Below are 17,942 nucleotides of genomic sequence, written 5' to 3'. Positions count from 1 at the left end.
ACGGACCGCTGGTGCATCTGTTAGGCTGCCAAGCCTATAGCAGAGTAGCCAAGTCTGGAACTGATAAACGCTGAAGGCATCTAAGCGTGAAACAGACCTCAAGATAAGACTTCCCATCCGAAAGGAGTAAGACCCCTTGTAGACTACGAGGTAGATAGGTTGGAGGTGTAAGCATGGTAACATGTGTAGCTGACCAATACTAACGGTTCGAGGGTTTGACCTAAAAAACAAGGTTAACTTGAAAAGATTATGTTTAGTTTTGAAAGTGCAATGCATACTTTCAGTATGGCCCAGTGGTACAGTTGGTTAGCACGCCGCCCTGTCACGGCGGAGGTCGAGGGTTCGAGTCCCTTCTGGGTCGTTTAATATGGTCGCTTAGCTCAGCTGGGAGAGCACCTGCCTTACAAGCAGGGGGTCATAGGTTCGAGCCCTATAGCGACCATATGCCGACGTGGCTCAATTGGCAGAGCAGCTGACTTGTAATCAGCAGGTTATCGGTTCGAGTCCGATCGTCGGCTTTATATGGAGGGGTTCCCGAGTGGCCAAAGGGGGCAGACTGTAAATCTGTTGGCACCGCCTTCGAAGGTTCGAATCCTTCTCCCTCCATCAATTAAATATCGCGGAGTGGAGCAGCTAGGTAGCTCGTCGGGCTCATAACCCGAAGGTCATAGGTTCAAATCCTGTCTCCGCAACCATTTGCCCAGATAGCTCAGTCGGTAGAGCAGAGGACTGAAAATCCTCGTGTCGCTGGTTCGATTCCGGCTCTGGGCATTTTATATGGGTCACTAGCTCAGTTGGTAGAGCACTTGACTTTTAATCAAGTGGTCCGGAGTTCGAGCCTCCGGTGGCTCATATTTAAAGCTTGCATTTAATGCAAGCTTTTTTGTATGTTAAAATATAAATAAGATAGAGCTAATTATACAAGATGTAAAATTAATAATAGAGGTAGGACTAATTGTTATTTGTTTGATAACAACAATTAAGGTTACAAGAAGAGAAGATACTCTAATTGAACTACTAGGTGAACGAGCAGATAAAACATTAGGGATTATACCTATACAATCAAATCATGAATAAAGAGCAAGGCTTACTTTTAAAGTAGGCCTTTTTTATTTGTCAAAATATGATTAAAGAAACTTTGAATTGGTAATAATAAAATTAAAGAAGGAGGAGAGATTCATGTATACTGAAGAAACAGCTTTTGAATACATATATCCACGTCGGGGTGAAATTTATGAAGCAGATCTTGGAGTGGGTGATGGAAGTGAACAAGCAGGTATTCGACCTGTTCTTATCATACAGAACAATGTAGGAAATCATTATTCACCTACTATTATATGCGTACCTTTAACTTCAAAAATTAAAAAGGATATACCAACTCATTATACTGTGACTAAAGATAAGTATCATTTTTTAACACATGATTCAACTATATTATGTGAGCAGATTAAAACCATATCCAAGAGACGTCTTTCACATAAGATAGGCATGCTCTCTAAACAAGATATGCAAAATGTGGATCAAAGGTTAAGTATAAGCATTGCATTATAGGAATAATGTAGACGGTATACATAGAGACAAAAGAGACGTAGATTTTTCTACGTCTTATTTTATTGCTTTAAATTGTTAAATGGATTTATAAATAATGCCTCTCTATACGACAGAAAATAAGAATGATGAAAGAGGGATGTTTATGAGTTCATGTAAAGTGAGAATTGGATATGCATGTATTAATTTATCATTAGGTAAAAAGTTTCGGACTTTTAGATGGAAGTCTGTAGAGGATCAAGATATTCAAAAAATAAAAGAGGTTATTCAACATAATATTGTTTTGCTAGGTGACATTATCTATGACAATATTAAAAAAAATATTTTCGTTTATAGGGTTACGGCAGAGATTATCCCTTTTATAGATAAGCCTGAAATTAAGAAGCTAATAGAGAAACATAAAATACTAAGTGAGCCAAAAATTCAAAATGAGTTTGAAAGAATTAGAAAGTGGCAAAAGCAATATAACTTGAGAATTTCTATGCATTCTAGCCATTTTACGATGCTAGCAAGCCCTAAAGAGGATATTGTGCAGCGTTCTATAGGGGAACTTAGAGCACAAAGTGAATTTTTAAAGAGAATAGGAGGTCAAAACTTAGTTATTCATATAGGAGGCGCCTATGGTAATAAGGTCGAAACTTTAGAAAGATTTAAGGAGAATTTAAAAACGCATAAGAGTGAGATAGATGTAGAACGTCTAACTATAGAAAATGATGATAAGACTTATACTTCAGAAGAAGTTGTACGTTTATGTAAAGAGTTAGGACTTAAATGGGTATATGATTATCATCATGAAAGGTGTAATCCAAGCAAGTATGCAAATATTATTGAGCTACTAAGGGAGTACCCGCCAAATAAATATCATCTTTCATCAGGAATAGGTGATATTATCAAACCACCTCATGCGGATTATATTTTAAAAGAGGATATGGAAGGACTTATCAATCAATTAGATTTAGCAGGTATTAAACAAGCAGATATTATTTTTGAAGCTAAGAAAAAAGATTTATCTATTTTTGAAATTATGGAGCCAATGGAGAATGGTTATTGGAAAATAAAAACTACAAAATTATAAACAAATGTAGTAAGATAGAGTTATAGAATTTAATTTAGATTACAAGGAGGATAAGTAAATGAATATTACAATTCAAAATAAAGAATTAAAAGATTTACAAGGAATGATTATTCCTGTTTATGAAGATAAAACACATACTTGTGAAAAAGTTGAAGCGATTAAAGCTGGAGAGCTTTTTAAGGGTAAAGTAGGTGAATGCTTCTACTTTACAACAGAAGAGATGAAATACATGATTTTAGTTGGTTTAGGTAAATACGAAGAACTTAAATCAGAGGCCTTTAAAACAGCTATTGCTAAAGGCGCTAAAAAAGCAAAAGAACTTAAATTAACTGAATATGGTATTAAATTTATAGATGCAGCTCATATGTGTCCAGGTGGTAGAGTAAGAGCTATTGTGCAAGCTGCTAGACTTGCACTTTATAATTTTGATAAGTACAAAACTGGTGAGGATAAAAAAACTTATACACCAAATGTTTATGTATTAGATGCACCAACTGAAAAGATAGAAAAAATGAATGGCAAGCTGAGTGAAATTAATAATATTGTAGATGGCATCATTGAAGCAAGAGATTTAGTAAATGAGCCAGCTAATGTTATCTATCCTGAAACACTTGCTAATAGAGTTGTAGAACTTGGTCAAAGAGATGGATTTGAAGTAGAGATCTTTGATGAAAATCAAATTCAAGAAATGGGTATGAAAGCATTTTATGAAGTAGCAAAAGGTTCAGCAAGAGCTCCAAGATTTATTGTAATGCGTCATATGAATGCCCCAGAAACAGAAGAAATTTTTGGGCTTGTAGGGAAAGGCTTAACATTTGATACAGGCGGTTACTCACTTAAACCATCAGGTTCTATGGATACGATGAAAAGTGATATGGCAGGTGCAGCAGCAGTCATTGGCACAATGAGTGCTCTTGCTAAAAATAAAGTAAAAGCTAATGTAATTGCAGTCATTGCAGCTTGTGAAAATGCTATTTCAGGGATCAGCTATAAGCCAGGGGATATTATTGGTTCTATGGCAGGAAAAACAATCGAAGTACTTAATACAGATGCAGAAGGCCGTTTAACTTTAGTTGATGCTGTAACTTATATTATTGAAAAAGAAAAAGTATCAAAAGTTGTAGATATAGCGACACTTACAGGTGCAGCGCTTGTGGCATTAGGGACAACAACAACAGCCGTTGTATCTAATAATGATGAATTCTACAATGACCTTATTGCTAAAGCAGAAAGAACAGGTGAGAAGTTCTGGAGATTACCAGATTTCGATGACTACAAAAAACTTATTAAGAGTGATATTGCAGACCTTAAAAATATTGGTGGTAGAAATGCTGGGACAATTACAGCAGGTTTATTTATTGGAGAATTTGTTCAGGATAAACCATGGTTACACTTAGATATTGCAGGTACTTCATGGGCAGAAACAGCTTTAAATGAGTACTCAGTAAAAGGTGCAACAGGTGTGCCAGTATCAACACTTTATGCATTAATTGAGCAAAGAAAACCATGTAAACACTAATAGAGAGAAAATAAAAAAGTTGCCTATCCATCTAGGCAACTTTTTTATTTTTAGCTTTCATATGACAGTACAGCATAACCCCTATAAGAATAAAGATAGAACCTATATCAGAAAAAGGTTGTGCATAGAATACACCTTCTACGCCCATAAAGATTGGTAGGGTGAGAGAAAATAAAATTTGAAGTACAAAACTACGGCCTATAGAAACAATATTGGCTTCTATATTACGATTAAGTGCTTGGTAATAAGCACCCATAGTATAAACAATACCAATGAATGGTATACCAAGACAAAAAGTTATTGTACGATTATAAGCTAAATCAAGTAAATTTTCTGCAATGCCATAGAGTCTAATAAAGTATTCCCCGTAAAAAATAAGTGCAAGAAGAGCTACAATACTTGTCATAACACTTGCAACCAGTGTAATTTGCAGGAGTTTATGCATGCGTTTAATTTGATTTGCGCCATAATGGCACCCAATAAGTGGTTGCATACCTTGAGACATCCCTACACAGAGCTGAGTATAAAGAGAAATAACATAACCTGTTACACAGAAGATAGCAATATCTGCTGTATTACCATATTGATATAAAATAACATTTTGAACTAGTATAACGACACCTATAGAGATTTGAATCATAAAAGATACAAAACCAATTTTAAAGATATCTTTTAATAGTTCTTTATCGATTTTAAAATATTTTTTGTGGAATTTAACATGGGACTTACCAGATAGGAAATACCAAAGGCCTATAATTGTTGAGAAGATCACACCGGCACCTGTTGCTAGAGCGGCTCCCATGGTTCCCATACCTAATTCAATAACAAATAACCAATCTAAAATAATATTCCCAATTGCACCTGCTCCTACCATAAGCATAGATAAATGAGGATTACCATCAGCTCTTACAAGTGGATTCAGTGCATTAGCTAGGAGGTAAGGAATAGCCATTAGATAAATAACAATAAAGTAATCTTTAGTATAGCCAAAAGTCTCTTCAGTAGCTCCTAAAAATTTAATAATAGGATTAGCAAAGAGTGGGCCTAGAATCATAAGACCAACACCGATAATTAAAAGGGATTTAAGGACAGTACCTAAAAGACGTTCAGCTCGTTCCTTATCATGACTCCCTAAGCAAATAGAAATAAGACTGCTAGCGCCTGAGCCAAAGAGAAGGCCTATACCTAGTATAACTGTAACAGCAGGCCAAGCTAAATTTACCCCTGCAAGTCCTGCTTCACCAGTTCCTTGCCCAACAAAAATGCCATCTACCATAGTATAAATCGTATTTAGAATAACACCTATAACCGAAGCAGAAACAAATTTAGACCAAACTTTAAATAAGTTGCCGTTTAATATATGCTCAATATTCATATATATGAACTCCTTTTCTATAAGATATCTTAAAAAATTATATAGCATTCATCTTTGGAAAGTAAAGTGAATTAGGGCTAAAAATGCTATAATAAGGATATAATGATAGAAGTTGAAAAAGCTATAGGAGGAGAACATGCGAAACTTTTTAAGTAAAGAAGATATAGAAGAAATGCAAAAAGAAATTGAATATAGAAAGGTCGTAGAACGTAAAAGGCTTATCGAAGATGTAAAAGAAGCTAGGGCTCATGGAGATTTAAGTGAGAACTTTGAGTATAAAGCCGCTAAAAGAGAAAGAGGTAAGAATGAATCACGTATTCGTTACTTAGAACGCATGATTAAGACTGCAAAAATCATTTCTACAGAAAGTAATGTAGATGAGGTAGGACTTAATAAACAAGTACGTATTAAGTTTTTAGACGATGATTTTGAGATGATCTATATGATTGTTACAACTATGAATACAGACGCTGTGAATGATAAGATTAGCATTGAATCCCCTTTAGGAAAAGCCCTATTTAAGAAAAAAGTAGGACAACGTGTCAAGGTAGAGGCACCAGAAGAAACCTATGAGGTAGAAATACTAGAGATCCTATAAGATATATAAATTAATGGTGTGCTTACATTTAGAAAATTCTGTTTTACTATAAGCTTATATGGGAAATATTTGAAGAAGGGGTGCTAGGATATGTTCAAAAAAGTTTGCAGTGTAGGATTTCTACTTTGGACTATGCTTGGAAGTTCTATGATTTATGGGCAGGAACCAGGGCAGATAGTTATTCCTCGTTGGGCTAAAAGTGATTTATTAACAGCAGAAGTAAGTGGATTAGTACCAACTGACTATGTTAAGTATCTTAATCAACCTATAAATGAAGAACAATTAACTCAGATTATAGAAGGACTTAAAGGGCAGTGCAGGCAAGCTGGACTCAATGAGCAGGAAGTTAAATCCATCATACAGATAGGAACAAGAGAGCAGGTGCTAAGTAGCTATTATAATGTGCTTCAAGGCTTTGATGGACGAGTTGATTTTAAGAAAGATATGATAAGCTACATGCAGTATGCTGGTGTTATTAAAGGCGATGAAAAAGGCAATTTAAATTTAGAGAAACCTTGTACGGTACAAGATGCCATTTTATTTGCAAATCGTATTGTAACAGATATTTATAAGCAGACCGAAGCAGGGGCCAAAGGATTCGTGTGGGAAGTAAGTGATGAGAATAATACAGTTTATCTATTGGGAACCATTCATTTAGGGAGACAAGAACTATATCCATTTAGTGCTGGGCTTAACAATATCCTAGAAAAGGCTGATAAAGTAGCATTTGAAGTAGATTTTAATAATCAAAGAGAACAAGTATACTTTTATCAGAAACAAATGTATTTAGATGACACAACCCTTAAAGAACATTTAGATGAAGAAACTTATATAAGAACTGTAGAAGTCTTTAAACAGTATGGTATGTTAGAGGAAGAAATAAATAGATATAAGCCTTGGGCACTGTCAAATACATTAGCAACACTTAATGTAAATACAGGAGATAAGGAAGATCACGCTACAACTTCACTTCCTGTTATAGATTTATATGTCTATACAAAAGCACTTTTAGAAAACAAAGAGATTTTAGAAATAGAAGGGTATAATTTTCAAGCAGATTTATTTGATGGGCTAGATGAAGCGTATCAAATAGAAAGTTTAAAAACTAATTTAGATGCTTTCAAGTCTGAGGATGAAATAAATGTAGAGAGCGTAACATTGGTAAATGAATGGGTAAAGCAATTTATAGAAGGAAATATAGAAGCATTTGCAACAAGTTATGGTAAAGACCAAGCTTTAGAGAATGATGACCCATTAATGAAATTACTCTTTGAAAATCGAGATGAGCGTATGACAGATAAAATTGTAGAGTATTTAGGGGATAAAGAAAATGCTACTTACCTTGTAACTGTTGGGGCAGGGCATATGGTAGGGAAGGAAGGCATCATCAATAGGCTTAAGAATTTAAGATATACCATAAATGTAGTAGGGGGGAATTAATATGAATAAGGGGAGAAAATATAGTATTAGTCTATTACTGGTTTTATGTTGTTCTATCAGTACAATGTTATTGGGCATGGAAATAGAGGACTTAATGAAGTTAAGGTTATATATGAAGAGTACTTTAACCCCTAGTAAAGAAATTACTTTATCTTTTGCGGGTGATTGTACACTTGGAACTTATTACGGGCAAGGAGAATGGAATAGATTTGACCAAGTAGCTAATAAGGAAGGGAACGCCTACTTCCTTAAGAAGGTTAAACCTATTTTTGAAACAGATGATGTAACTGTTGTAAATCTTGAGGGGCCACTTACAACAGGAGGTCAAAGGCAAGAAAAGCAGTTTGCTATTAAAGGAGACCCTAGCTATACTGAGATATTACAGTTAGGTAGTGTAGAGGCAGTAAGCCTTGCCAACAACCATACATATGATTACGGACAGGAAGGTATGAAGCAGACAGAAGCTGCTTTAGATAAGGCACAGATTGATTATTTTATAGGAAATAAAGTTGCTTATAAAGAAGTAGAAGGTATTAAGATTGCTCTAATTGGTGAGAAGGGTTGGGATAATAGCCAATCTACTAAAGCTAGACTTAGGCAGTCTATTTCCCAGGCAAAGAAAGAAGCAGACCTTGTGATTGTAATGTTTCACTGGGGTATAGAAAGAGAACATTATCCTAATAGTATACAGAAGGATTTAGCACATTTTTGTATTGATGAGGGAGTAGATTTAGTAGTAGGCTCACACCCTCATGTTATACAGGGGATAGAAACTTATAAGGGGAAAAATATCATTTATAGCTTTGGAAACTTTAGTTTTGGAGCCAACAAAAATCCAGATGATAAAGATACCTTTATTTATCAAGAAACTTATAAGCTTCAAGGAGGAAAGGTAACACGTACTGAGAGTAAGGTGATTCCTTGCAGCATTTCTTCAAGTAAAGAACGTAATAACTATCAGCCTACACCTTTAGAAGGAAAAGAAGCAGAACGTGTATTACAAAGGCTTGAGACTTATAGTAGTAAGTTTAAACAATCATACTTTAAATAGACAGGATGAAAGACATGAAAACGCCACTTTATAATGCATTAATGGAATACAGTAAGCACAAAAAGCCTTTTCATATGCCAGGGCACAAGCTTGGAACTTTTGGTGATATGAAGCATTTAGATTTAACAGCTTTAGATGTAACAGAAGCAAATGGCCTTGATAATCTCTATGAAGCAGAAGGGATTATTAAAGAGGCTATGCAAGAGATGAGCAGATTTTATGGAGCCCAAAGCACTACCTTCTTAACTAATGGTTCTACAGCAGGTATACTGGGTAGCCTTATGACCATATGTAAGCCAGGGGATAAAGTACTTATAGCAAGAAACTGCCACCATAGTGTATGGCATGCTTTAATTTTAATAGGTGCAGTACCTATTTATATTCAACCTGAGTATAATGAGGACTTTGGTCTAATGGGAGTCATAGCTAAAGAGACAATCAGTCAGGCATTAGATTTATATCCAGAAGTAAAGGGGGCTATTATTGTAAGTCCAACTTATGAAGGGATAGTTTCCGAAGTTAAAGGAATAGCTGAAGTTTTACATGAACAAGATAAAGTACTTATAGTAGATGAAGCCCATGGAGCACATTTTGTAGTAGATGAGGCCTTTCCAGAAAGTAGTGTCTTGCAGGGAGCAGATTTAGTGATTCAAAGTATGCACAAGACTTTACCAACCCTTACACAAAGTGCACTTCTACATAGAGGAACTAATAAAGTAAATGAGAGTGAACTTATTAAGAATCTAAGATTAGTTCAAACTAGTAGTCCATCATATGTGATGATGAGCCTTATGGACTATATGAGGGGCTATATAGAGAGTCATAGAAATGAGATTAAAGAAAGCTATATTGTGCCACTTGAGAAAATACGCGAGGAGCTTAGTAAGATGAGAAAGCTTAAATTATTAGAACTACCAAGTGTTATGTATGACCAAAGCAAAATTGTTATCTTTACAAATGGTAGCGGTATAGATGGTTATACTTTAGGGCAATACTTAGAAGAACGTTATGATATAGTGGCAGAAGCTATGTTGCCGCATCTGATTATTCTTATGACTACATTGGCAGATAATGAGCAGACTTTAACCCACTTAGAAAAGGCATTAAGAGCTATAGATGACGAACTCTTCCTTAATCAATCTATAGCAAGTGATGATAGATATAGTAAATTAATAGGGCCTATTTTAAGTCAAGTAGATAATGTAAAAAAAGGAGAACTATCACCGAGAGAGGTCTATTATAAGGAGGCACGGTTAACCCTGATAGATAGGTGTCTGGATAGAATTTGTGCGCAGCAAATCATGCTTTATCCACCAGGTGTACCTATTATATGTTTAGGAGAACGCATAAGTAAGGTACATATAGACTTAATCAAACAGTATAGAGATAGGCTTAAGGGATTAGAAATAGTGGATAGTCAAATCCATTGCAAAGTATTATAGATTTCAGTACAATAAGAGAGTAATAGGGCTTATACCTAATTTAAAGCTTATTATGAGATATAGTAACGTAACGTTCGTGGTTTCACGAACGTTTTTCTATAGAAAGGAAAAGACTATGGAACTATTTCAAGATATTAGAGGACATGAAGATATAAAAAAATATTTTAAGAAAGCTATTCAAACAGATAAAATATCACATAGTTATATCTTTGAAGGGCCAAAGGGTGTAGGCAAAAAAATGATGGCTATGTCTTTAGCAAAGGCTCTTTTATGCCAAGGAGAGGACAGGCCTTGTGGTAAATGTAAAGCATGTACACTGGTAGAGGCAGGTACACACCCAGATATTATTAAAGTAGATAAAGATACAAGGACAACTAAGATAGATACTATTCGTGAACAAGTGGTTAAAAATATGGATATTAAACCTTATCAAGGACCCTATAAAATCATTATTGTGACAGAAGCAGATACTGTAACCATAGAAGGCCAAAATGCTATGTTAAAAACTATAGAAGAGCCACCAAGTTATGGTATGATTATTTTAATTACAGAAAATCTAGCTAAGTTACTTCCAACTATTAAGTCTAGATGTATTCAATTACGATTTAATCCACTTAATCAAACTCAGATTATGGAGTATTTACAGGGATACCCTATAAGTGAAGTGCAAAAAGAAATTTATGCACAATTTGCTGAGGGGAGCATAGGGACAGCTAAGAAGTTAATAGAAGATGAGGATTTCTTAGAAGAGAGAAAGACAAGCATTAACTATCTTTTAGAACTTCAAAAAGCCGACCTCATGCAAATGTATAATATACAGAAAAGCATATGTGAGGATAAAGAGTTCATAAGTAGCCTTTTAGAATTCTGGTTACTCTGGTATAGAGATTTAGCCATCCTTAAAGCCACAGGAGAAGGGAATTTGTATTATTTGGATTATAAGACGCACTTACTCGACATGGCATCTAAATTAACGTATAATACAATTGACAGACATATTAAGCTTATTAAAGATGCGACTATGCAAATTAATCAAAATATATACCCGACTTTTGTAATAGAAAATTTATTACTTAAGATAAAGGAGAGAAAAAAATGATAACTGTTATCGGCGTTAGATTTCGAACAGCAGGTAAAATCTATTATTTTGATCCTGAAGATGTTAAGTATGAAGCAGGAGACCATGTTATTGTTGAAACTGCTAGAGGGATTGAATATGGAGAAGTTATCTATAGTAACCGTGAATTAGACGATAAAGAAGTAGTCTATCCTTTGAAGAAAGTTATGCGTATGGCAACAAAGGAAGATGCAGATAAAGTAAAAGAAAATAAAGTTAAAGAAAAAGAAGCTTTTTTCATTTGTAAGCATAAAATTATTAAACATAATTTAAATATGAAGCTTATAGATGTAGAATACACTTTTGATAACAATAAAATTTTATTCTACTTTACGTCAGATGAACGTGTAGACTTTAGAGAGCTTGTAAAAGATTTAGCAGCTGTATTTAGAACACGTATTGAACTTAGACAAATTGGTGTAAGAGATGAAACAAAGATGCAAGGAGGAATTGGAATTTGCGGTAGAAACTTATGTTGTAATAAGTTTTTGAGTGATTTCCAACCTGTATCTATTAAAATGGCCAAAGACCAGAGTCTATCCTTAAATCCAATTAAAATTTCTGGTATTTGTGGTAGACTCATGTGCTGTCTTAAATATGAAGAAGATGTTTATGTAGAAATTCGCGGCAGATTACCTGAAGTAGGTGACTTTGTACAGACACCAGACGGTAGAGGCGAAGTCCTTTCTGTTAATGTACTTCGTGAACAGGTTAAAGCTGCTGTTAAGAGAAAAGATAAAGATGAGAAAGAAGCTATTACTTACTCCTTATCTGATATCAAAATCCTTACACGTAAGAAGAAATCTTGTGGTGGATGTGGTAGCAATAATGGATGTAGTAGTGGATGCGGCAACGGTGGATGCTGTAGTAGTTCAGAAGATAAGGAGTTTGAGAACTTTGACTTTAGTAAACTCGAATGAGAGATTAGATGACTTAGATAGAAATGGATATAAAATCATTCAGAATCCCGAAGTATTTTGCTTCGGGATTGATGCTGTTCTTCTTAGCCACTTTGCAAAGGTAACTAAGAAAGACCAGAAAGTATTAGATATTGGGACGGGAACAGGGATTATCCCTATCCTTATGCATGCTGTCTATCAAAAAGGTAAATACACAGGTATTGATATTCAAGAAGAAATGGTAGAGATGGCTAATCGTTCATTGCAACTTAATGAAGTAACAGAGGATATTCAGATTAAGCATGTGGATGTAAAAGATTATAGAAATCATTTTGAAGGTCACTCATTAGACCTTGTGACATGTAATCCGCCTTATATGAAAGGTACAAATGGTTTTAAAAATGAGCATCCTTCAAAGACTATTGCAAGACATGAAGTCATGTGTACGCTTGAAGATATTATAGAAGCAGCAGGTTATGTGCTGAAGGTAAAAGGTAAGCTTTGTATGATTCATAGACCACAAAGGCTTGCAGATATTATTTGTGCCATGAGACAAAATAAAATTGAGCCAAAGAGACTTCGTATGGTATATCCAAAACCAGGCCAAGCACCAACAATGATTTTAATTGAAGGCGTAAAGGGCGGAAATAGCGAGATGCGTGTTGAAAAGCCGCTTATTGTCTATAATGAAGATGGAACACATACAGACGAAATCTATGAGATTTATGGCAGAGAAAAGCCTAAAGCCCAGTAAAGAGGAGAATATAATGGAAACATACGGAACACTGACTTTATGTGCAACTCCAATAGGAAATTTAGAAGATATTACTTATCGTGTGGTACGTACTTTACAAGAAGTAGATTTTATTGCTGCTGAAGATACGAGACATACAAGAAAGCTTCTTAACCATTTTGATATTCATACAAAGCTTATTAGTTACCATGAACACAATAAAATGGAAAAAGGCAAGGAGCTTATTGAACTTTTAAAACAAGGTAAAAACTTAGCCCTTGTAACAGATGCGGGTACGCCAGGTATATCTGACCCAGGCGAAGACATTGTTAAGCTAGCTATTGAGGAAGGCATTACAGTAACTTCTGCACCAGGAGCCGTAGCAGGTATTACAGCTTTAATTTTATCTGGACAGAGTACAAGACGTTTTATCTTTGAGGGTTTCTTACCTACAGATAAAAAAGAGAGAAAAGCTTTACTTGAAAGCCTCAAGACAGAGACAAGAACAACTATTTTATATGAAGCACCACATAGATTAAATAAGACACTAGAATTACTATATGAAGCACTAGGTGACCGTTCTATTACGGTTACAAAAGAACTTACTAAGAAGTTTGAGTTTATTCATAAGACGACTTTAAGTGGGGCTATTACTTACTTTGAAGAAGTAGAACCAAAAGGTGAGTTTGTACTTGTCTTAGCAGGTAAAGATTTAAAGACACTTCAAGAAGAAGACCAAAAAGTTTGGGAAGAGATGTCCATAGAAGAACATATGAACCTTTATATAAATAAAGGTATGGATGAAAAAACAGCCATGAAACAGGTTGCAAAAGATAGAGGCGTAAGTAAGCGAGATATTTATGCTTACTTGCATCAAAACTAAGAATTTAAATTAAGAATTAAAATGAGGGAGATAGCGATGCCAAAAGAAGCAAAAAAAATAAGTGCAGACAGATTACTCATATGGCTAAGTCTTTATATGATTACAGCGATACCAGCTTTTCTAAAGTTATATCAAACAATTCCTATAGGACTTATTTGTATTTTGATTTTAGAGGAGATAGTTTGCTATCATATCTTTGAAGATGAACTTTTAGAAGCTTACATGGACCAAGTAGAAAAGCCAGGATTCACAATAGGTCTACTTGCTACTAGTATTGGTGTAATGCTGATTACACTCATTTGGGTCTTCTTCTATGAATGGAAGTTTGTTGTACTTTTAGGTATAGTAGAAATCATTGCTTATATTGTTAGAACCTTCATTAAAATAAAAAGCTCTAGGGATGCCTAGAGCTTTTTATTTAATCATTTATTTTAGTAAAACCTTCGAAAAGAGCTTCACCTTCAATAACTTCACGTGGAAGATCGATCGCAATTTCACCTTCTTCGCTAACGAAGAAAATAAGGTCTTCATTTTCGATGATACCAAAACTTAATGCTTCTCCATAAGGAAGTTCGAAGAGAAGTTCTTGGACTGTTTCTGATAAAGAAGTAATAACCATAGTAAATCCTTCTTTTGGTTCAAGTACAGCAAGTTCATCATCAATAGCATAAAGTTCTGTAGCACTTAAGAATTTTATTTTAAAATCATTTAAAGTATCTTTACAGTCATTAGGAAAATAAATACTGAGTTTATTACAGTGTGGAAAACAAAATTCAAGTATGTCATTAAAAGTCTCTTGAGAAAGCTCTGAAATATTTGCGTATAATTTCATATATAGAAAACTCCTTATCTTGGGTAATAAAAAAGACTTGTTTATATTATACCCAATTCAATTTAAATAAGCAACGAAATGAGAAATAAGTAAAAAGAGGATACTAGAGCAAAGAGGCTAATAAATCAAACACTTAAAAACGATGTTATTGCACAGGTTATACTTTGGAGGGATGCTCTAGTCTTAGCATTTCTTTTAGCTTTTTAAGTATTACTCGAATATTAAGGAGTTCAAAGAAATGATTAATACACGGGAATTACATATGGAAAAAAGGGAGGATAGCTTGGAAATGAGCATAGTATTTTAAATAATTATGTTATCAGTAAATAATACGGAAAACAGAGAAAAAGGTAACCATTAGAAATATAAGAATTCGTATTGAATCGTGGCCTAGATATGCATATAATAGAGACACTGTATGTAGTGTTGTCCAGCATAAAGACAATTAAGAAAGGCACGGTGAATATGTTGATAGTAGTTGGTGGGATGATTGGTTTAGGAAAATCAAGCGTAGCTGAGGTGTTAGGAGAAGCATTAGGAAGTAATGTATTTTATGAAAGTGTAGATGATAATCCAATTTTACCTTTATTCTACACAGCATCTCCAGAAGAGATTCAAGCAAAGAGATATCCATTCTTACTTCAGTTATATTTCTTAGATACACGCTTTAAAGCAATTAAACAAGCATTAGTTAAAGATAACAATGTATTAGATAGAAGTATTTATGAAGACTGGTATTTTGCTAAAAAGAATATGGAACTTGGCAGAATTAATGAACTTGAAATGCAAGTTTATGAAAGTCTTTTAGATAATATGATGGAAGAATTAGATGAACTTCCTAAAAAAGCGCCAGACCTTATGGTTTACCTTAAAGGTTCATTTGAAACAGTTTTAGATCGTATTATGAAAAGAGGTAGAAGCTTCGAACTTGATACAGAACTTGTAGATTACTACAGATTCTTATGGGAAGGTTATGATGAGTGGGTTATCAACCACTATGATGCTTCAGAAGTGCTTATTATTGATATGGATGTAATAGATGTAGTTGAACGTGAAGAAGATAAAAATAAAGTAATTGAATTAGTTAAAGAAAAACTTAAAGAGATAAGAGCTTAGTACAACATGAACATAGCCCTCTTAACAACATATAATATTAAAGGGTAATATTATATGTTGTTAAGGGGGATTTTTTATGTCTTATAGATGGAGTAATTTAACTCCTGTAAATGGATTTGATGGGGGAAATTTAGACAACGCTAAACAAAATAATTATGCGTGGAGCATGGGGGAGTTAGGAGACTATATTTATGTAGGAACTGGTAGAAATATAGTTTATCAGTTACTAGAGCAAGGGGAGATATTCGGTGTACAGCCACCGCCTATTTTAACACCAGAGCATCCTAATAATGATGCAGAAATATGGCGTTACCATAAATCTGGTTACAGAGGATGGGAGAGAGTTTATAAAGCTGAGGCAGGAAAAGAACTTATGGGCTTTAGATTTATGATTACCTATACAGATATTAATAAGGTAACGGCAATCTATGTAGGTGGTTTTACTATAACAGGGGTATCCTATATGCTTATGTCCACGGATGGGGAACATTGGGAAGAAATTACACCTGGTATTCCAGACGGATTTAGCACCAGAACAATGCTTGTCTATGAAGGTAGACTTTATATGGGAGCCACTAATACATTGGAACAAACTGAAACCACATATCTTTATTGGAGTGATAACCCTAAGGTAGGATGGCAACCAGTAGAATTTGGCACTGGAGCCAATAATCCTAAAGGGGAAGTAATCTCTATGGCTAGCTTCAAGGGACATCTTTATATAGGTACAGCTCCATTTGGAGGATTTGAAGTTTGGAGGACAGAAGGTAGATTACTTGAAAAAGATCATTGGAAATGCGTTGTAGATAAAGGAGCAGGGGATGAATTAAATGAACTGCCACTTAGCATGGAAGTATTTAAAGGTAATCTTTATGTAGGTACAGGTATTTGGATAGGGTTTAAGAGTGTTGATCCTTCTAAAGTAGTAGTTTTACCTAAAGGCTTTGATATTATAAAAGTTAATGGTAGAGATGAATGGACAGTTGTAGTAGGCCAAGAACCTCTATGGCCAACAAATCCAACCACAGGAAAGCGAAATATCTCTTGCTATCCTTCTGGATTTGGAAATATTTTTAATAACTATTGCTGGCAACTAAGAGCTTATTGCAATACTTTATATATTGGAACTTGGGATTCCTCCATTTTATGGGCTACTTTACTGCAAACTTCATATGAACCACCTATAAAAGAAACCCAAACGCTCATGCCTTCAGCAGATGTTTTAAATAATATTATAAGTAGCATAGGAGAAGGAATATTAAAGTGCCCAGAATTTAAAAAGCTTAATTTTAAAAAATGGATTCAAATGCTTATTTGTAGTATAAAAGATCTACCCGAAACTTATGGATTCGACTTGTATACAACTTATAATGGTAAAAACTTTGCTTGTCAGAGTGTTGAGGGGTTTGATGAACCTCATAATTATGGGATAAGAAACTTATTAGTTGCAGATTGTGACCTTTACTTAGGCACAGCTAATCCATTTTTAGGTTGTGAAGTTTGGAGATATCGTAGAAGATAAAAAGGGAGGTCTTGGACCTCTCTTTTTATTTATGCTAAGAAAAATAGTTCAGCTTATAAAATCTTTAACACATTATATAAAAGAAATTATGGAACAAGAATAAGCTCTAGAGGGAATGTAATTTGTAAGTCGTGTGATAGGGTAGCAAAATCTGAATAGTGGATAGGGAAGCTGCCTTATATAGAATAAGAAGAAGTAGGTAAAGTCATTGATAAATCTTAAGGTTGCTTAGGAAAATAAAAAAATAAAATAAAAATAAAAAAAGGTGTTGACTTATAGCAAGGAATAACGTATACTAATACAAGTCAGCAGCGCACAGGCGCTACTGATAAAAGGCTTAAGGTCTTGATAAATAAAGAAAAAATGAACTTTGAAAATAAAATAGTAACCATTAAACCAGTCGATTCATAAAGTCACATTATGTGACAAGTCAGTACTACTTAACAGTACAAATGTCAAGAGACAAACTTTTTTATTGAGAGTTTGATCCTGGCTCAGGATGAACGCTGGCGGCGTGCTTAACACATGCAAGTCGAACGGACGGATTGGAGCTTGCTCCATGAAGTTAGTGGCGGACGGGTGAGTAACGCGTGGGTAACCTGCCCTATGCAGGGGGATAACGTTTGGAAACGAACGCTAATACCGCATAATCTAGTTGGTTCGCATGAACCGGCTAGCAAAGATTTTATCGGCATAGGATGGACCCGCGTTGGATTAGCTAGTTGGTGAGATAACAGCCCACCAAGGCAACGATCCATAGCCGGCCTGAGAGGGTGAACGGCCACACTGGGA

General features: G+C 34.8%; 16 protein-coding genes, 7 tRNA genes and 2 rRNA genes. 23 read left to right on the top strand and 2 right to left on the bottom strand.

Going from position 1 to position 17,942, the window contains the following annotated elements:
- The 11 genes from H8718_RS17560 to H8718_RS17510 all read left to right on the top strand — a co-directional run.
- Positions 1-223: ribosomal RNA gene (locus tag H8718_RS17560) — 23S ribosomal RNA — on the top strand; the annotation flags it as partial.
- A gap of 64 nt (positions 224-287) precedes the next feature.
- Positions 288-361, top strand: a tRNA-Asp gene (locus H8718_RS17555).
- Positions 362-369: 8 nt separating this feature from the next.
- A tRNA-Val gene (locus H8718_RS17550) sits at positions 370-442 on the top strand.
- Between the two features lie 3 nt (positions 443-445).
- Positions 446-518, top strand: a tRNA-Thr gene (locus H8718_RS17545).
- A 6-nt stretch (positions 519-524) separates the two neighbouring features.
- Positions 525-606, top strand: a tRNA-Tyr gene (locus H8718_RS17540).
- A 12-nt stretch (positions 607-618) separates the two neighbouring features.
- Positions 619-695: transfer RNA gene (locus H8718_RS17535), tRNA-Met, on the top strand.
- Positions 696-698: 3 nt separating this feature from the next.
- Positions 699-771 (top strand) — tRNA-Phe (locus H8718_RS17530).
- 8 nt (positions 772-779) lie between these two features.
- Positions 780-852: transfer RNA gene (locus tag H8718_RS17525), tRNA-Lys, on the top strand.
- A gap of 327 nt (positions 853-1,179) precedes the next feature.
- Positions 1,180-1,551 (top strand): type II toxin-antitoxin system PemK/MazF family toxin, encoded by a 372-nt coding sequence (locus H8718_RS17520; RefSeq protein ID WP_177670068.1) that lies wholly within the window; start codon positions 1,180-1,182, stop codon positions 1,549-1,551.
- Between the two features lie 142 nt (positions 1,552-1,693).
- A complete protein-coding gene (gene uvsE, locus H8718_RS17515) occupies positions 1,694-2,623 on the top strand; it encodes a UV DNA damage repair endonuclease UvsE (protein WP_249334151.1) in 930 nt (309 codons plus the stop codon).
- 58 nt (positions 2,624-2,681) lie between these two features.
- Positions 2,682-4,142 (top strand): leucyl aminopeptidase, encoded by a 1,461-nt coding sequence (locus tag H8718_RS17510; protein WP_177670072.1) that lies wholly within the window; start codon positions 2,682-2,684, stop codon positions 4,140-4,142.
- A 31-nt stretch (positions 4,143-4,173) separates the two neighbouring features.
- Here H8718_RS17510 and H8718_RS17505 read toward each other — a convergent pair whose 3' ends face one another.
- On the bottom strand, positions 4,174-5,517 hold the full coding sequence (locus H8718_RS17505) for an MATE family efflux transporter (protein WP_249334150.1): 1,344 nt from the start codon (positions 5,515-5,517) through the stop codon (positions 4,174-4,176).
- A 136-nt stretch (positions 5,518-5,653) separates the two neighbouring features.
- On the opposite strand from H8718_RS17505, the gene greA reads away from it, so the two are divergent.
- The 9 genes from greA (at position 5,654) to H8718_RS17460 (ending at position 14,088) form a co-directional block, all read left to right on the top strand.
- Positions 5,654-6,115 (top strand): transcription elongation factor GreA, encoded by a 462-nt coding sequence (greA, locus tag H8718_RS17500; protein WP_249334148.1) that lies wholly within the window; start codon positions 5,654-5,656, stop codon positions 6,113-6,115.
- A gap of 90 nt (positions 6,116-6,205) precedes the next feature.
- Entirely contained in the window at positions 6,206-7,555 is a 1,350-nt protein-coding gene (locus H8718_RS17495; protein WP_249334147.1) for a TraB/GumN family protein, read from the top strand.
- Position 7,556: 1 nt separating this feature from the next.
- Complete coding sequence (locus H8718_RS17490; RefSeq protein WP_249334145.1) at positions 7,557-8,606, top strand: CapA family protein; 1,050 nt, start codon at positions 7,557-7,559, stop codon at positions 8,604-8,606.
- 14 nt (positions 8,607-8,620) lie between these two features.
- A complete protein-coding gene (locus tag H8718_RS17485) occupies positions 8,621-10,048 on the top strand; it encodes an aminotransferase class I/II-fold pyridoxal phosphate-dependent enzyme (RefSeq protein WP_249334143.1) in 1,428 nt (475 codons plus the stop codon).
- Between the two features lie 115 nt (positions 10,049-10,163).
- Positions 10,164-11,147 carry a DNA polymerase III subunit delta' gene (holB, locus tag H8718_RS17480; RefSeq protein WP_249334141.1) on the top strand — a complete coding sequence of 328 codons (984 nt, stop codon included), beginning with the start codon at positions 10,164-10,166 and terminating at the stop codon, positions 11,145-11,147.
- Positions 11,144-12,085, top strand: coding sequence for a PSP1 domain-containing protein (locus tag H8718_RS17475; RefSeq protein WP_249334139.1), 942 nt, complete (start codon positions 11,144-11,146; stop codon positions 12,083-12,085). The genes holB and H8718_RS17475 overlap by 4 nt, the downstream gene beginning before the upstream one ends.
- Positions 12,063-12,818 (top strand): tRNA1(Val) (adenine(37)-N6)-methyltransferase, encoded by a 756-nt coding sequence (locus H8718_RS17470; protein WP_330597779.1) that lies wholly within the window; start codon positions 12,063-12,065, stop codon positions 12,816-12,818. The genes H8718_RS17475 and H8718_RS17470 overlap by 23 nt, the downstream gene beginning before the upstream one ends.
- Positions 12,819-12,831: 13 nt before the next feature.
- Positions 12,832-13,680: a 16S rRNA (cytidine(1402)-2'-O)-methyltransferase gene (gene rsmI, locus H8718_RS17465; protein ID WP_249334137.1), complete on the top strand. Its 849-nt coding sequence runs from the start codon at positions 12,832-12,834 to the stop codon at positions 13,678-13,680.
- 36 nt (positions 13,681-13,716) lie between these two features.
- The gene (locus tag H8718_RS17460) at positions 13,717-14,088 is read left to right on the top strand and encodes a hypothetical protein (RefSeq protein ID WP_249334135.1); all 372 of its coding nucleotides are present in this window, start codon (positions 13,717-13,719) and stop codon (positions 14,086-14,088) included.
- Between the two features lie 10 nt (positions 14,089-14,098).
- On the opposite strand, the gene H8718_RS17455 is transcribed toward H8718_RS17460, so the two are convergent.
- Complete coding sequence (locus tag H8718_RS17455; RefSeq protein ID WP_249334133.1) at positions 14,099-14,512, bottom strand: hypothetical protein; 414 nt, start codon at positions 14,510-14,512, stop codon at positions 14,099-14,101.
- 465 nt (positions 14,513-14,977) lie between these two features.
- On the opposite strand from H8718_RS17455, the gene H8718_RS17450 reads away from it, so the two are divergent.
- The 3 genes from H8718_RS17450 to H8718_RS17440 form a co-directional block, all read left to right on the top strand.
- On the top strand, positions 14,978-15,628 hold the full coding sequence (locus H8718_RS17450; protein ID WP_249334131.1) for a deoxynucleoside kinase: 651 nt from the start codon (positions 14,978-14,980) through the stop codon (positions 15,626-15,628).
- 76 nt (positions 15,629-15,704) lie between these two features.
- Positions 15,705-17,150: a hypothetical protein gene (locus H8718_RS17445; protein WP_249334129.1), complete on the top strand. Its 1,446-nt coding sequence runs from the start codon at positions 15,705-15,707 to the stop codon at positions 17,148-17,150.
- A 471-nt stretch (positions 17,151-17,621) separates the two neighbouring features.
- Positions 17,622-17,942 (top strand): 16S ribosomal RNA (locus H8718_RS17440); the annotation flags it as partial.

This window comes from Zhenhengia yiwuensis (genome assembly GCF_014384995.1).
Lineage (GTDB): Bacteria > Bacillota > Clostridia > Lachnospirales > Cellulosilyticaceae > Zhenhengia > Zhenhengia yiwuensis.
Note: the sequence above shows the minus strand (reverse complement) of the source record. Positions and strands in the feature narration are given on the sequence as shown.